Consider the following 15,492-nt stretch of genomic DNA (forward strand, 5'->3'; position numbering starts at 1 on the left):
AGAAACTATTTGGACGATTGTGTCGTCACCTCTTTGCCGCGTTACATGCATTGTTTTCACCGGACACCATATGGCTATCAAGAAGAACGAACTTTACTCCTCCCTTTGGGCGAGCTGCGACGAGTTGCGTGGCGGAATGGATGCTTCACAGTACAAAGACTATGTGTTGACCCTACTGTTTATGAAGTACGTCTCTGACAAAGCTAAGGGCAACCCTTACGCGATGATTGAAGTGCCGGAAGGTGCAAGTTTCGACGATATGGTTGCTCTCAAAGGCAACAAAGAAATTGGCGAAAAAATTAACAAAACCATCAGATTACTGGCTGAGGCTAATGACCTGAAAGGTGTTATTGACATTGCCGACTTCAATGATGAAGACAAGCTGGGTAAAGGCAAGGAGATGATCGACCGCCTTTCCAAGCTGGTGGCAATATTCGAGGGGTTGGACCTATCAGCCAACCGCGTTGATGGAGACGATCTGCTGGGTGATGCCTACGAATATTTAATGCGTCACTTTGCTACAGAGTCAGGTAAATCAAAGGGGCAGTTTTACACCCCGGCAGAGGTGTCACGCATTCTGGCGAAAGTGATTGGCATCAGCAAGCAGACACCACAGGATGCTACCGTTTATGACCCTACCTGTGGTTCAGGGTCACTATTATTGAAAGCCAGTGACGAAGCCGGTCCGAAAGGACTGACCATTTATGGCCAAGAGATGGATTATGCGACCAGCGCACTGGCACGTATGAACATGATCCTGCATGACAACGCCACCGCTAAAATCTGGAAAGGTAACACCCTGGCCGATCCACACTGGAAAGATGGCAACGATAATCTGAAAACCTTCGACTTTGCTGTAGCTAACCCCCCTTTCTCCAACAAAAACTGGACCAGCGGGCTAGATGCTGCGAATGATACTTTTGACCGTTTTGTCTGGGGGACTCCACCTGAAAAGAACGGCGACTACGCTTTCCTGCTGCACATCATCAAGAGTCTCAAGAGCACAGGTAAAGGCGCAGTGATCCTGCCTCACGGCGTATTGTTCCGGGGCAATGCCGAAGCACGTATTCGTGAAAATCTGCTCAAGCAGGGTTACATCAAAGGCATCATTGGCCTGCCCGCTAACTTGTTCTACGGCACGGGTATCCCGGCATGCATTATCGTCATCGATAAAGAAGATGCTCGACTCAGAGCGTTCAATGCTAATGGCGAGAGTCAGCAAGGCATTTTCATGATCGATGCCAGTAAGGGCTTTATTAAAGACGGCAATAAAAATCGCCTACGCGCCCAGGACATCCATAAAATTGTCGATGCGTTTAATCGCGAGCAGGAAATCCCTCGCTTCAGCCGTCTGGTACCGCTGTCAGAAATTGCGGCTAACGACTTCAACCTCAATATCCCTCGTTATATCGACAGTAGCGATCCGGAAGATCTACATGACCTTTCGGGGCATTTGGCTGGTGGCATCCCTGATCGTGATATCGATGCTCTCAGTGCTTACTGGAAAATTTTCCCGACTTTACGTCAGGAACTGTTCGAACCTGCGAGGTCTGGTTACAGCAATGCACGAGTCGAAGCAAGTGAAGTAAAGACCACTATCCTAGCACACCCGGAATTTGCCGCTTTCAGAACCGGGGCACTGATCCCCTTTGAAAAGTGGTTTGCAGGTTGTCAGCTTGATGAAATTGCTCGCGGTGACTCACCGAAACAGCTGATTGAAGAGATTGGTGAGCGACTACTCTCTGCTTATGCATCTGAAAACACAATTGACGTGCCGCTGCTGGAGAACTACGCGATTTATCAGTTACTGATGGATTACTGGATGGAGGTGATGCAGGACGATGTTTATGTCCTGAGTCAGGATGGCTGGCAGGCGGGCAAAGTACTTCGTGAACTTATTGTCGAAAAAGGCGAAAAACTCAAAGAAACGCCGGACCTAGTGATAGGTAAGAAAAAGTATAAGGCTGAACTGTTGCCACCAGCCCTGATAGTGGCTCGCTATTTTACTACCGAGCAGCAGGAGCTCGATCAACTACAAGTCGCTTATGACGAAGCTGTTCAAGCGCTGGAAAGCTTCATTGAAGAGAACAGCGGCGAAGATGGATTACTTGCTGACGCAATGAACGACAAAGAAAAAGTAACCGCTGCCAGCATTAAAGCACGACTTAAGATCGCCACGGATAAAGAAGAAAAGGCGATGCTGAAAGCCACTCAGACGTTGTTCGATGCTGAAATCAAAGCTAAAAAAGCTCATAAAGAAGCACAGGAACGACTGGATCTTGCGGTATTTGCTCAATATCCAAAGCTCAATGATAACGACATTAAAATTTTGCTGGTACAGGATAAATGGAAGGCCAGCCTGGCTAGTGCTTTAAAAGTGGAGATTGAGCGTGTTACACAGCGACTGGCTAATCGAGTTAAAGAACTGGAAGAACGCTATAGTGCTACTCTGCCTGATCTTACTCAAAGCGTGGATGAGTTAGAAACCAAAGTTGCGGCTCACCTTAAGGCAATGGGACTGGAGTGGTCGCGATGAATTGCACAGTAAAAATGCAGGCTGAAAAAAAAATTCCTGATGGTTACAAACTGACGGAAGCTGGGATGATACCAGAGGATTGGGAGATCCGTAAAATTGGAGATATAGCCGAAGTTATTCGTGGAGCAAGCCCTAGACCCAAAGGAGATAAGCGTTTCTACGGTGGAAATATACCCAGATTAATGGTTGAGGATGTTACACGAGACGGTAAATATGTAACCCCCTCAATCGACTCGTTAACTGAAGCTGGTGCCAAGCTGAGTCGGCCATGCGACAAAGGAACTTTAACTCTTGTTTGCTCAGGAACAGTTGGCGTCCCTTCAATACTGGCTATCGATGCGTGTATCCACGATGGCTTTTTAGCCCTTTCTAAGGTCAACAAGTCAATATCAATAGATTATCTATATCATTTTTTTACTACTCAACAAGATAAATTCAACAATTCAGCTACACATGGTGGGATATTTACCAATCTAACTACAGACGGTGTCAGAGAATTTTTACTTGCTCTTCCTCGCAATAAAAACGAACAAACCGCCATTGCCAGTTTTCTTTCGGATATCGATACATCCATTACTGTACTTGAACAATTAATCACCAAAAAACTGGACATCAAAATCGCCACAATGCAGCAACTGCTAACTGGTCGCAACCGCTTGCCACAATTCGCCAAATATTCTGATGGCACTCTCAAAGATTATAAATCTAGCAAATTGGGTCTGATTCCCGAAGATTGGCAAGCAGTTACACTCGGTTATGTTACGCAAAAAATAGTTGGTGGCGGAACTCCAAGCAGAGCTAACCCAAATTATTGGGGAAACGATATTCCTTGGGTGACAGTAAAAGATTTCGCGACGTTTATAAGCACTTCAGCTCAAGAGTTCATAACAAGAAATGGCTTAGCAAACAGCTCGAGTAATTTGATACCTCGCGGGACGTTGATTATATCAACGCGCATGGCATTGGGAAAAGCGGTTATATACGATGTTGATGTTGCAATAAATCAGGACTTAAAGGCAATATTTACTAACGAATATACAACAGCCTTATTTCTATTTTATTGGTTTGAACATAACACACGGAAATTTGAAGAACTTGGGAGTGGAAGTACTGTTAAAGGTCTTGCATTAAACGATTTGAAAGGACTCGATTTTTTGCTTATGAGCATTGATGAACAGATGGCTATCACCACAATCCTCTCCGATATGGATGCTGAACTCACAGTACTGGAGCAAAAACTTTCCAAGATCCGAGATATAAAACAAGGAATGATGCAGCAGCTGCTGACCGGCCGTATCCGTTTACCGTTGGAACAGCAGCCATGAAACATGCCCTTGATAAGACAGTTCTGTCGGTCAAGGGTCTACTGAGCCTGACTGATGTAACCATTCCGGCCTATCAGCGTCCTTATAAATGGACGGTAAAAAATATCAGTGAACTGTTTGCGGACATAAACAGTCATCTCGATAAATCGGCCTACCGCTTGGGCTCAGTAGTGTTTCATCAGCCTGAGAGCAATGAAGAACATAGACTGGATATCGTCGATGGTCAGCAACGAACTTTAACATTAATACTGGCAGTATGGGCCATTATCGAAACCCGACTTGCTGAATTGGAACGTCAGGATTTGCAGGAAGCGCTAACCCAGCTAAAGCCCTCCGTTGAAGGTTTTATGGGACGGCAACGCTTTGCCAGTCAGGTATCGGAATACAATCTGTACCAGAATTATCAGGAGCTAAAACGTAGGGTTAGCCATCGAGAATTCAGCGAACAACATATTGATTTTCTCCTCAACCGCTGCCATTTGGTGGTCTTTGTGCTGACTGACCTGTCTGAAGCCTTTCAGTTCTTCGACTCACAAAATGCCCGAGGGCGGGATCTGGATCCACACGATCTGCTTAAGGCCTTCCATCTACGTGAATTCGCCAGCCATGAGGTAGAACTGAAAGCTGCTTCCGTTGCCCATTGGGAAGGATTACCCAGCGATAACCTAGCTAATCTTTTCGCATCCTATCTCTACAGGGTACGTCAGTGGTCGCAGGGAAATTCAGCTCGTTTCTTTGGTAAGGATGAAGTCGGCCTATTCAAAGGGATCAACCTTGATCAGATTGGTCAGTTCCCTTATGTGGAATCTTTGCGCATAGCTCACCATTTTGTAGATGATTATAACAATCAGTATCAGCGCAAGATTGATGGCCAGAAAATGCGTTTCCCTTTCCATCTGGATCAAATGGTTATCAATGGAAGACGTTTTTTCGAAATGGCAGAACACTACCAGCAACAGGTATCGGCAATTATCTCCAGTGAGCATGCCAGCACTCATACTCAAAAACCTTTAATGATTCAGGGCATAGTCCTTGGTGAAATGGCAACTCAGATACTAAGAACGTTAAATAGCTATCGAAATCGCTATCGAACAGGGGATCAATATATACGCATTATGTTTGATTGTGCTCTGATCTTTTATATCGACAAATTTGGTGGGCAGTCGTTATCTGCAGCGATTGAAAAAAGCTTTATCTGGGCATACAGATGCCGAATCCGACAGCAGGTGGTACAGCTAGCAACTATGGATAAGTACGTGCTGGAAAATAATCTGTTCCGGGTAATCAAAGAAGCCAGAGTACCTGGTGATGTGCTATCTATGCCGCTACTCACAATTCGGGCTTCAGAAAATAATAATAACCGCCGTACCGGTAACTATGAGCAAGATGAGTTGGTGAGGCTGTTCAAGGAGATGAACTACTATGAGTGATGCACAGGTAACTTCCTTTACGATCAGATCATTGCTGGGCGATGCATCTCGTTATCTTATCCCCATGTACCAGCGAAATTATGCTTGGGGAGAGGGTGAAATCACTCAACTTGTGCAGGACATACTCGACTACCAGCAAAAAAGTCTGCATTACCCACTTCCTCAAACTTACTACATCGGTACGTTGGTCGTGTTTACTCGTCCTGATGGGCAGTCAGAGATAATCGACGGACAGCAACGTTTTACTACCCTATCCCTTCTTGCTAACTGGTTAAAAAAACATACTAAATCCTCGCTGGATATGAGCTGGTACCAAGGGATTAACTTAGGGTTTGAGAGCAGACCTAAGTCTGGCGAAACCTTTGCTCGGCTCTGGCAAGGTGTGGAACCGCATAAACTGCGGAGCAAGGAATTTAATGAAGGGCTGATCAATGGCTATGAACTTATTGGCAAGGTACTACGCGACTTGAAATTAGTTGGTGAGTCATTAAACCATTTTTGTACCTATATGTTTGACCATGTACAAATTGCCCGAATAGAAGTGCCTGCCGATACCGACCTCAATCATTTTTTTGAGGTGATGAACAATCGAGGTGAGCAACTCGAAAAGCATGAGGTGGTGAAAGCACGGCTCATGGCGATACTCAACCAAATAACAGATCCGCAGGAAAGACAAAGCAGCCTTAACACCCTTTCACGAGTCTGGGATGCCTGCGCAAACATGGAACGTTATATCCAATACGGTTTCACACCAGACGAGCGCCATCGATTATTTGGGCAGAAAAATTGGGGGCAGTTTGTGCCTGCTGATTTTAAATCGCTAGCTGACATGCTTATCTCATCGGCTTCAGAGCTTAACACAACAGAGAACCAAACAAACCGCACACTGGCTGACATTATCAAGGCCTCCTCGATCGTAGGTGTTGACAGCAGTGAAGAAGATGAAGGTAGCTCAGAACGTTTTAACAGTGTTATCAACTTCTCCAACTTCCTGCTCCATGTTTTACGTATCTGTAGCCAAACGAGTAAGGACAGAGTAGATGTTCCGCTTGATGACAAACAATTAATCGAACAGTTCGAGCTTCGGTTACTAAAGCAGAATGACCCGGTTAAAGCGGTACAGGATTTCGTCTTTGCACTTCTCAAATGCAAATACCTTTTTGATCAGTTCGTGATAAAACGAGAGTTCGCGAAAGGTAGCGATAGCTGGAGTTTGAAACGCCTGCGTTGGTATTCGGAAAAGAGCACCAGTTATACCAATACGTTTAATGAAGATGATGGTAGCTATGTAGACATCAACCGACAGATTCTGATGCTACTTTCCGCATTCCATGTTTCAACCCCTACTCTGGTTTATAAACACTGGTTGAATGGAGCTTTGTACTATCTGTTTAATGCCCATTCCACTGAAAACCAGATAGATGCAAGGAAGTACCTCGGTTATCTGGAGCATCTCGCCTCCGCGTTTGTCTTTCAAAACTTCCTGGCAGAGCAAGAACCAAAATCATATTTTGAGATTATCTACGGTGAAGAGGCACCTCTCCAACCTGTGGTACTGTCGGACAAGACTCAGAAGAAGATGCGCTTTGGTATGATAGCAAACAACCTGGTATTCAATTACCTGGACTACTTACTTTGGTGTCGTGACAGAAATAAAGCTGAGGCAGTGAAACGTTTTGAATTTACCTTCCGAAGTTCAGTAGAGCATTTCTACCCTCAGCACCCCATGGACGGCTTTAGGACATTACCAGATACATCGTTGCATTCCTTCGGCAACCTTAGCCTGATTAGCCACAGCAAGAATTCGCGACTTAGTAATTTCCAGCCAAAACAAAAGCAAGAGTATTTCGAAGCGAGCCTTGAGCGTAATCAAATTGATAGTCTGAAACTGCTCGCCATGATGGAGCTGATGAAGAAGAACAATCAGTGGGGGGAAGAAGAAATCGCCACTCACGAAGCGGAAATGCTGGCAGTGTTAACCAGTGGTAGTGATAGCGTATTTAGGGAGGTGTTATGAACAGTGTTGGTCAACGTGAACGCATGACACAAAAACGTGTTATCCAGTTATTCACCGATCATCTCGGTTATCACTATCTTGGTAACTGGCACAAAAGAGAAGACAACCGGAACATCGAACCAGGCTTAGTTTCTGCCTGGTTAACAAAATGCGGCGTTTCAGAAGTCCTAATCGCCAGAGCATTACGGCAACTGGATCGAGCCGCAAGCCTCGGTGAAGGCCATATCCTCTATGATGCAAACAAAGAGGTGTATCGCCTGCTACGCTACGGCGTGAAGGATAAAGAAGGTGCTGGTGAGCAGAATCAAACCGTTTGGTTGGTGGACTGGAAAAATCCAGAAGCCAATGATTTTGCTATAGCTGAAGAAGTGACCTACAACGGTGAAAATAAAAAGCGCCCGGATTTGGTGCTGTATGTTAACGGTATTGCGCTTGGTGTCATTGAGCTAAAACGTTCTACAGTTTCAGTTTCAGAGGGCATCCGCCAAAACCTCGATAATCAGCAAAAAGCATTCATTCGCAACTTCTTCACTACCATCCAACTGGTGATGGCCGGTAATGATTTAGAAGGGCTTCGCTATGGTGTAATCGAAACGCCGGAGAAATATTACCTTCAATGGAAAGAAACCGCTGAATCACCTCACACCAACATGCTTGATCGCCACCTAGCTCAGATATGCAATAAACAGCGCCTGCTAGAATTGATCCACGACTTTATTGTTTTCGATGCTGGAGTGAAGAAAACCTGCCGTCATAACCAATATTTTGGCGTCACGGCAACAAAACCGTTTATTCAACGCAATGAAGGCGGGATTATCTGGCATACCCAGGGCAGCGGTAAAAGTCTGACTATGGTTTGGCTGGCAAAATGGATCAGAGAAAATATTACCGACAGCCGAGTTTTGATCATTACCGACCGTACAGAACTTGATGAACAGATCGAGAAAGTGTTTCACGGTGTGGAAGAAGAGATCCTTCGCACCAGAAGCGGCGCAGATCTGGTGACTCGACTGAATCAAACCAAACCCTGGCTTATATGCTCGCTCGTACATAAATTTGGTCGTCAAGAGGAGGAAGACAAAGATGCAGACACTGACGATTTCATTGAACAGATAAAACAAAACATCCCTGCCGATTTTAGTCCGAAGGGAAAATTATTTGTGTTTGTGGATGAGTGCCACCGAACCCAATCCGGCAAATTGCATTCGGCGATGACAAGCATTCTGCCAGATGCACAATTTATCGGTTTCACCGGTACCCCACTGATGAAGAAAGATAAGAAGAAGTCAGTGGAGGTCTTCGGGCCTTATATCCACACTTATAAATTCGATGAAGCAGTAAATGATGGGGTTGTTCTGGACTTGCGCTACGAAGCCCGTGACATCGATCAGCGGGTCAAATCTCAGAAAAAAGTCGACCAGTGGTTTGATGCTAAGACATCTAAACTTTCTCGCCTTGGCCAGCAGCAACTCAAGCAGAAATGGGCATCAATGCAGAAGCTATTGTCGAGCCGCTCGCGACTAGAACAGATTGTCGCGGACATCCTTCTCGATTTCGAACAAAAACCACGACTCGCCGACGGCCGTGGTAACGCCATGCTGGTTTGTTCCAGCGTCTATCAGGCCTGCAAATGCTATGAGATGTTTAGTGAAGCTGGTTTTGCCGGTAAATGTGCGATTGTGACGAGCTACCAGCCAAATGCCAGTGAGATTAAAGGCGAGGAGAGCGGCGAAGGACTGACTGAGAAACTGGCCAAGTACAACATCTATCGCAAAATGCTTGCGGAGTATTTTGAACAGCCTGAGGCTGAAGCAGCCAAACGAGTGAGTGATTTCGAAAAAGAGGTCAAACAACGCTTCATTAAAGAACCAGGCCAGATGCGCCTTCTGATAGTCGTTGATAAGTTATTGACTGGCTTTGATGCTCCGTCAGCCACATACCTCTATATCGACAAGAAAATGGCCGATCACAACCTTTTCCAGGCGATATGCCGCGTTAACCGGTTGGATGGTGAAGATAAAGAATACGGCTATATTGTCGACTATAAAGACCTTTTCCGCTCATTGGAAAAAACAGTGCAGGACTACACCGCAGAAGCCTTTGACGGCTACGACAAAGAAGATGTAGCCGGTTTACTGAAGGATCGATTGCAGCAGGCAAAAATCGATCTGGATGGTGCTCTGGATGCCGTTCGTACCCTTTGCGAACCAGTAAAAATGCCTCGCAATCAACTTGATTATCAGCATTATTTTTGTGGAGAATCAGGGGCGTCGATAGAGCAGTTATCTGAGAAAGAAGCTTTACGTCTGACATTGTATCAATCCGTTGCGAAGCTTATCCGTGCTTTTACCAATCTGGCAGGTGAGCTAACAGATGCTGGTTATAGCGAGCAGCAGGCAAATCAAATCCGCATTGATGTTGAGTTTTATACAAAAGTCCGCGATGAAATCAAAATAGCCAGTGGCGATTTCGTGGATATGAAGCAATTCGAGCCAGGGATGCGGCAGATGCTGGATCTCTGGGTGGATGCCGATCCTAGTGAAACCCTTATCGATTTTGAGGAACTAGGACTGCTTGAGTTGATTATTGAACGCGGAGAAGAAGCACTGGATGGACTTCCAGCCGACATGCGTAGCAACCAGGAGGCTATGGCTGAAGCGATTGAAAATAACGTTCGCAGAACTATTGTTGATGAAAACCCCGTCAACCCGAAATACTACGAAAAAATGTCGGTATTGCTTGATGAACTGATCGCCCTTCGTCGTCAACAGGCTATCTCCTATCAGGAGTACCTGGAACAGGTACGCGTACTTGCAAAGCAGGTAAAACATCCGCAATCTGGAAGTAAAAATTCTTATCCAGTGAGCATTGATACTCTCGCTAAGAAAGCGTTGTATGACAACCTCGGGCAGGATGAAGTCTTGGTGATAAAGATAGATACTGCAGTGCGTCACACCAAAAAGGCCGACTGGTATGGGGATCGTTTTAAAGAACGCGAGATTAGTTTCGCTATCGCTGAAGAGATCGAAGGTTATTCAGTGACGGTCGCCGATGTAATGGCCCTGGTGAAGGCACAGAAGGAGTACCGCTGATGCCATTGGTTACATTTGGTGAGCTCACTCTAGATTTACAGCGTAAGCCAATCAAAAACTTGCATATCAGCGTACTTCCTCCGGATGGCCGAGTAAGAGTATCGGCTCCCGTCTCACTGTCAGACACAGCTATCAGGATGGCTGTTGTCAGAAGGCTGGTATGGATCCGACTGCAACAAGCACAATTTCAGGCTCAGCCGCGCCAGAGTGAACGAGAAATGTGTAGTGGCGAAACACACTATCTTTGGGGAAGAGGATATCGGCTGGATGTAGTTTTAGTAGATAAGCCCGCTGAAGTGAAACTTCAGGGTGGTTGGATACGTATGAAAGTACCTCCACATTATGATACGGCCCAGCGGGAAGCGGTTCTCAACCAGTGGTATCGTGGTATTTTAAAACAAAGACTGCCTAAGTTAATGGCAAAATGGCAGCAAGAGGTAAAGGCTGAAGCCAGTTTTGTTGGCATCAAGCGAATGAAGACCAAATGGGGTAGCTGTAATCCACAGACAGCACGTATCTGGATCAATCTCGAACTGGTAAAAAAACCACCTGAATGCCTTGAGTTCATTGTGGTTCACGAGCTAGTTCATCTACACGAACGCAAGCACAATGAGCGTTTTATCGGCCTGATGAGTATTCATTTGCCAAACTGGCGTGAACACAGAGCTAAGTTGAATAAAATGCCCTTGGCTTATAATCATTGGGGATATTGAAATTTAATCAGAAAATGGTTGATACTATTGCATCAACCATTTCCATCAATTATCAATAAAACCTTTCATTTCTCTTTCTAATTCGTGCAATGTTGATAGTAGTTCTTCACGCTGTTGACGTAATATCTCAAGATCAACAAAAACCTGCTCCTCATGCTTCTTAACATACCGAGATATATTTAAATTAAAATCATTTAATTGTATTTCATCATAAGAAGCCACATGTGAAAAATCATCGACATTACTCCTTTCAAAGTAGCATTTTGATACTTTTTCAATGATTTCATTTGTTATCAAATTGCGCCCTTTTATGGGTTTAGCCAAATCAGATGCGTCAATAAACACGACATCAGAATTGTTTCTATCTCTCCTGAATATCAAAATGGCAGTTGGTATCGCTGTCCCAGGAAGCAACCTATCTGGTAGACCTATTACCGCATCTAACAACCCTTCACTGATTAAATGTTTCCTTATACTCTCCTCTTGACCTCCACGGAACAATACCCCGTGAGATACCAGTATAGCCATTCTACCAGTTGCACTTTTAAGTGTTGAAACCATGTGCAAAATAAAGGCATAATCACCCTTAGACTGAGGTGGGAAACCTAAATTAAAGCGACCATAATCATTACGTACTAAATCATCATGATTCCAACCGATAATATTTAACGGAGGGTTAGAAGCAACTACATCAAACTGCATTAATCTATTATCTGTATCCAGAAGCTGAGGGTTAGATATTACATCCCCCCATTCTATCCGACTATTAATTTCGTTATGCATAATCATATTCATTTTAGCCAAGGCCCAAATGGATCTATTAACTTCTTGACCAAATAAAGTATAATTATTGCTTCTAAAGGATTTTTTTATTTTCTTCCCTAGGGTAATTAAAAGAGAACCAGACCCACAAGTAGGATCACAAATACTATCTCCATCCCTAGGCTGCAATAACTCTGCAAATAGTAGTGAAATACCTTCTGGAGTATAAAATTCTGCCCCCCTCATAGCCGAGTCAGATGCAATTTTTTCAAAAAGATATCTACATGCTACTTCTATCTTTTTATTACCATCTTGGGTATAATCAAATTTCATTTCAGGACTTGCAAAAATATCGAGTAATTCATTAAGCATCCGGTCTCTTTCTGATTTTGCACCAAAATTAACCGTCGCAAATTTTATCGACTCGAATAAATAACCACCTCTACTTTGGCAAACCGAATCAATAGCCTGATCAATTAATCTCAGCGAATCATCAATCCTCTCTCCGATATAATCACCATGATTCTTAGCATCATGATATATTTTATAAAAACTAGCATCCTCTGGTACTCGAGAAACAATTTCTAACAACTCAGAATATTCTTCATTGATTAAATCGTATTCATAATCAGCCTTAACATCAGAAATATATTTCAGCAATAACATTGAAAATATATAATCTTTATAAGAAGATGAGTCAACTTTCCCTCTAAACAAATCACAAGCAAGTAAAAGTGATTTATGAAGCACCTTCATTTCACTCATTTTCTAACTCCTCGCTATTAATGATACTTTCACATATACCATCAAAGAGCACATCGCCATTTTGTATTAGTGAATTATAGACTATTTTTTGTTTATTCCAGTTTCTATTAATAGAACCAATCTTTTCTTGAAGCCCCAAATTTGGGAGTTTAACAGTCATTTTAGAAACCGTTTTTGAATTAATTTTACTAATACTAGTACCTTCACTCAAACTGCGAATATATTTACTTCCAGAAGTAGAGTTTATATACCAATGTAAATAATGTGGTAGTATTAGATTTTCATTACATCTAATTACTGCTAACTGATTGGACGTAATGATTGGTTTGCCTAGATTCCCTTCGATAATCCCAGCTGAAAACACCGGTCCCCGCAGACGTAATAAAATATCATTAGGGAAAAGATAATGCTTCTCAGGATTACCCTCTGGGATAACAGAGGTTAAAGCACCTAGATCTAAACTGCCGTCCAGCCCAATATCTTTCGTCTGGATGAGATAACAGGAGCCTTGCTCACCAGCATCTTGTATTGCCGATTTAAAGGGCATCCCTAAGCGGATCTCAGCAATACTCTCTAATGTAACAATTTTATGCATAAGTAAGTTAGGGAGATTACTCTCCCTTTCCTCCAGTAGTTTTAAGCACAATCGAGTGTTTCCAATTCACATCCCCCACACGTACATCTAAATCCATCTGCAATGAGGAAAAGGAGAGCGCGTGTACCAGCATAACAATACAAGCCATATTTCCCCCCTTACTTATTGACTTTTTACGCAGGGATTGATATTTTTTCTCGTTCATTTTGTTAGAGCCTCTCATAGCGGTTTTGGCCAGAATGTTTCGGGTAAATAGCAGTTGCCGCTGCTATTTACTCCCTCTCTTACCTAGGTAGTAGCGTCGTACTAGGTCAGTGAGAAGACTATAACAGGTTACAGAGAATTTATGCAACAGTAGCGTCGTACTACTTTTTCACGATGTCATTGTCGCTATGCATCATGGGCTGACTAACCTCATGATTATTCTCATTTATCTTGCGAATTCATGATAGAAAAATATTTTGGTGTTACTTTCCAAAATCAAACGGACTTACCCCTATCTCCCGATTCGCATCCAGATAATCCGCCCACCACTGCAGCATCAATCTGCGCTCCCCCAGATGTTCCGCTTTATGGATGTAGGCAGCCCTAACAGAGCTACGCTCCTGATGGCTCATCTGCCGCTCTACGGCATCCCTCGACCATAGACCCGATTCAATCAATGAGCTACAGGCCATTGTCCTGAAACCATGCCCACAGACTTCCGTTTTGGTGTCATAGCCCATCACTCGTAGAGCCTTGTTCACCGTGTTCTCACTCATGGGTTTACGCGGATCGTGATCTCCTACGAAGATCAGGTCACGGTTCCCATTCATGCTTTTGATCTTTTCCAAGATAGCGAGAGCTTGTCGCGACAAAGGAACGAGATGAGGAGTCCTCATCTTCGAACCACGTTGAGAATGCTTAATACCTTCCAGCGGTTCACGCTCACCAGGAATCGTCCACATCGCCGTTTCAAAATCGACTTCTGACCAGCGGGCAAAACGCAGTTCGCTTGAGCGGATAAAGACTAACAAGGTAAGTTCGACAGCCAGTCGGGTTAATGGTCTTCCGGAATAGTGATCGATGCGGTGAAGCAATTCAGGAATGCGGTTAAGTTCCAGAGCAGCACGGTGCTGTCTTTTTGCCGTAGCAACCGCACCGGCAATCTCTTGCGCGGGGTTATAGTCGATTAAGCCGCTCTGAACAGCAAAGCGCATAATCGCGGTAGTTCGCTGTTGTAAACGGGCGGCGACTTCGAGTCGTCCGGATGATTCCACAGCCTTAATGGGCACAAGCAGATCTCGTGTCTTCAGGTCAGCAATATTGCGTTTGCCGATAGCAGCAAAGAGATTATCCTCAAGACTTTTCAATACACGAGCACTATGCGATGCGGACCACTTCTGATTGCTGGCATGCCATTCTCGGGCAACCACTTCAAACGTTATCGCTTCCTGCTCTTGTTCTACCTTAACAGCTTTCTTATTCTCACTAGGGTCGACGCCGTTAGCTAATAGCTTACGGGCCTCATCCCGGCGTGCCCGGGCATCCGCCAATGACACTTCGGGGTATTTACCAAGCGCCAGCATCTTCTCTTTGCCGCCAAAGCGATAACGAAGCCGCCAATATTTGGAGCCGTTCGGGTGAACCAACAAAACCATGCCTTCACCGTCAGTAAGTTTATAGGCTTTTGCTTCAGGCTTAGCCGAACGAACCTTCACATCACTCAGAGCCATGATGAGTATCCTTTCAAGGGTTCTGTGTGGGTACAAACATTATCGAACCGGGATATACCCGCAGTTGTACCCGCATCAGTAAGTTGATGTAGATTGAATCAGGTTGACTTAGGTTGAGAGAAAAAGCGAGGAAAGCCTTGCGGATACTGGATTTCAGGCACAAAAAAAGACGTCCGTTGACGTCTATTGATGTTCCGATGGTGCCGAAGGCCGGACTCGAACCGGCACGTATTTCTACGGTTGATTTTGAATCAACTGCGTCTACCGATTTCGCCACTCCGGCACGGAAGGGATGCGGAAAACGTTGTGGATTATACCTGTCATGCGCCACCATGCAAGCACCAGCGTGTGCCTGACTCGCTAAGTGTTGAAAATTTCAGCATTCCCTTTCTCACCTGCAACCATCGTCACCGTTTGTCCCCTTATTAATCCCCCCTTCTGCGAAGCGTCCCGTTTCCCCATGCTCTACACTTCCAGTTCAACACCACACTGAGGGAAACACGATGTCGATGATAAAAAGCTACGCCGCAAAAGCGGCGGGC

10 protein-coding genes and 1 tRNA gene are annotated in these 15,492 nt (G+C 44.5%); 6 read left to right on the top strand and 5 right to left on the bottom strand.

The window, feature by feature from the left end:
- Positions 1 to 70: 70 nt before the first annotated feature.
- Genes FDW87_RS17140 through FDW87_RS17165 form a run of 6 tightly spaced genes read left to right on the top strand, consistent with a single transcriptional unit; the run spans position 71 to position 11,113 of the window.
- A complete protein-coding gene (locus FDW87_RS17140; protein WP_137379991.1) occupies positions 71 to 2,536 on the top strand; it encodes a type I restriction-modification system subunit M in 2,466 nt (821 codons plus the stop codon).
- Positions 2,533 to 3,861 (top strand): restriction endonuclease subunit S, encoded by a 1,329-nt coding sequence (locus tag FDW87_RS17145; RefSeq protein ID WP_137379992.1) that lies wholly within the window; start codon positions 2,533 to 2,535, stop codon positions 3,859 to 3,861. Before FDW87_RS17140 ends, FDW87_RS17145 begins: the two co-directional genes overlap by 4 nt.
- On the top strand, positions 3,858 to 5,291 hold the full coding sequence (locus FDW87_RS17150; RefSeq protein ID WP_137379993.1) for a DUF262 domain-containing protein: 1,434 nt from the start codon (positions 3,858 to 3,860) through the stop codon (positions 5,289 to 5,291). Before FDW87_RS17145 ends, FDW87_RS17150 begins: the two co-directional genes overlap by 4 nt.
- The gene (locus FDW87_RS17155) at positions 5,284 to 7,308 is read left to right on the top strand and encodes a DUF262 domain-containing protein (protein WP_137379994.1); all 2,025 of its coding nucleotides are present in this window, start codon (positions 5,284 to 5,286) and stop codon (positions 7,306 to 7,308) included. The genes FDW87_RS17150 and FDW87_RS17155 overlap by 8 nt, the downstream gene beginning before the upstream one ends.
- Positions 7,305 to 10,400, top strand: coding sequence for a type I restriction endonuclease subunit R (locus FDW87_RS17160; protein ID WP_137379995.1), 3,096 nt, complete (start codon positions 7,305 to 7,307; stop codon positions 10,398 to 10,400). The genes FDW87_RS17155 and FDW87_RS17160 overlap by 4 nt, the downstream gene beginning before the upstream one ends.
- Positions 10,400 to 11,113, top strand: coding sequence for a M48 family metallopeptidase (locus FDW87_RS17165; protein WP_103270133.1), 714 nt, complete (start codon positions 10,400 to 10,402; stop codon positions 11,111 to 11,113). The genes FDW87_RS17160 and FDW87_RS17165 overlap by 1 nt, the downstream gene beginning before the upstream one ends.
- 45 nt (positions 11,114 to 11,158) lie before the next feature.
- On the opposite strand, the gene FDW87_RS17170 is transcribed toward FDW87_RS17165, so the two are convergent.
- The 5 genes from FDW87_RS17170 to FDW87_RS17195 form a co-directional block, all read right to left on the bottom strand.
- Positions 11,159 to 12,640: an N-6 DNA methylase gene (locus FDW87_RS17170; protein ID WP_137379996.1), complete on the bottom strand. Its 1,482-nt coding sequence runs from the start codon at positions 12,638 to 12,640 to the stop codon at positions 11,159 to 11,161.
- Positions 12,633 to 13,235 carry a restriction endonuclease subunit S gene (locus FDW87_RS17175; protein ID WP_137379997.1) on the bottom strand — a complete coding sequence of 201 codons (603 nt, stop codon included), beginning with the start codon at positions 13,233 to 13,235 and terminating at the stop codon, positions 12,633 to 12,635. The genes FDW87_RS17170 and FDW87_RS17175 overlap by 8 nt, the downstream gene beginning before the upstream one ends.
- 16 nt (positions 13,236 to 13,251) lie before the next feature.
- Positions 13,252 to 13,440, bottom strand: coding sequence for a hypothetical protein (locus FDW87_RS17180; RefSeq protein WP_001003202.1), 189 nt, complete (start codon positions 13,438 to 13,440; stop codon positions 13,252 to 13,254).
- Between the two features lie 262 nt (positions 13,441 to 13,702).
- Positions 13,703 to 14,950, bottom strand: coding sequence for an integrase arm-type DNA-binding domain-containing protein (locus FDW87_RS17185; RefSeq protein WP_137379998.1), 1,248 nt, complete (start codon positions 14,948 to 14,950; stop codon positions 13,703 to 13,705).
- A 198-nt stretch (positions 14,951 to 15,148) separates the two neighbouring features.
- Positions 15,149 to 15,233 (bottom strand) — tRNA-Leu (locus tag FDW87_RS17195).
- Between the last annotated feature and the right edge of the window lie 259 nt (positions 15,234 to 15,492).

The sequence above is a fragment of the Citrobacter sp. wls826 genome (genome assembly GCF_005281245.1).
In the GTDB taxonomy this organism is placed as follows: Bacteria; Pseudomonadota; Gammaproteobacteria; order Enterobacterales; family Enterobacteriaceae; genus Citrobacter; species Citrobacter braakii.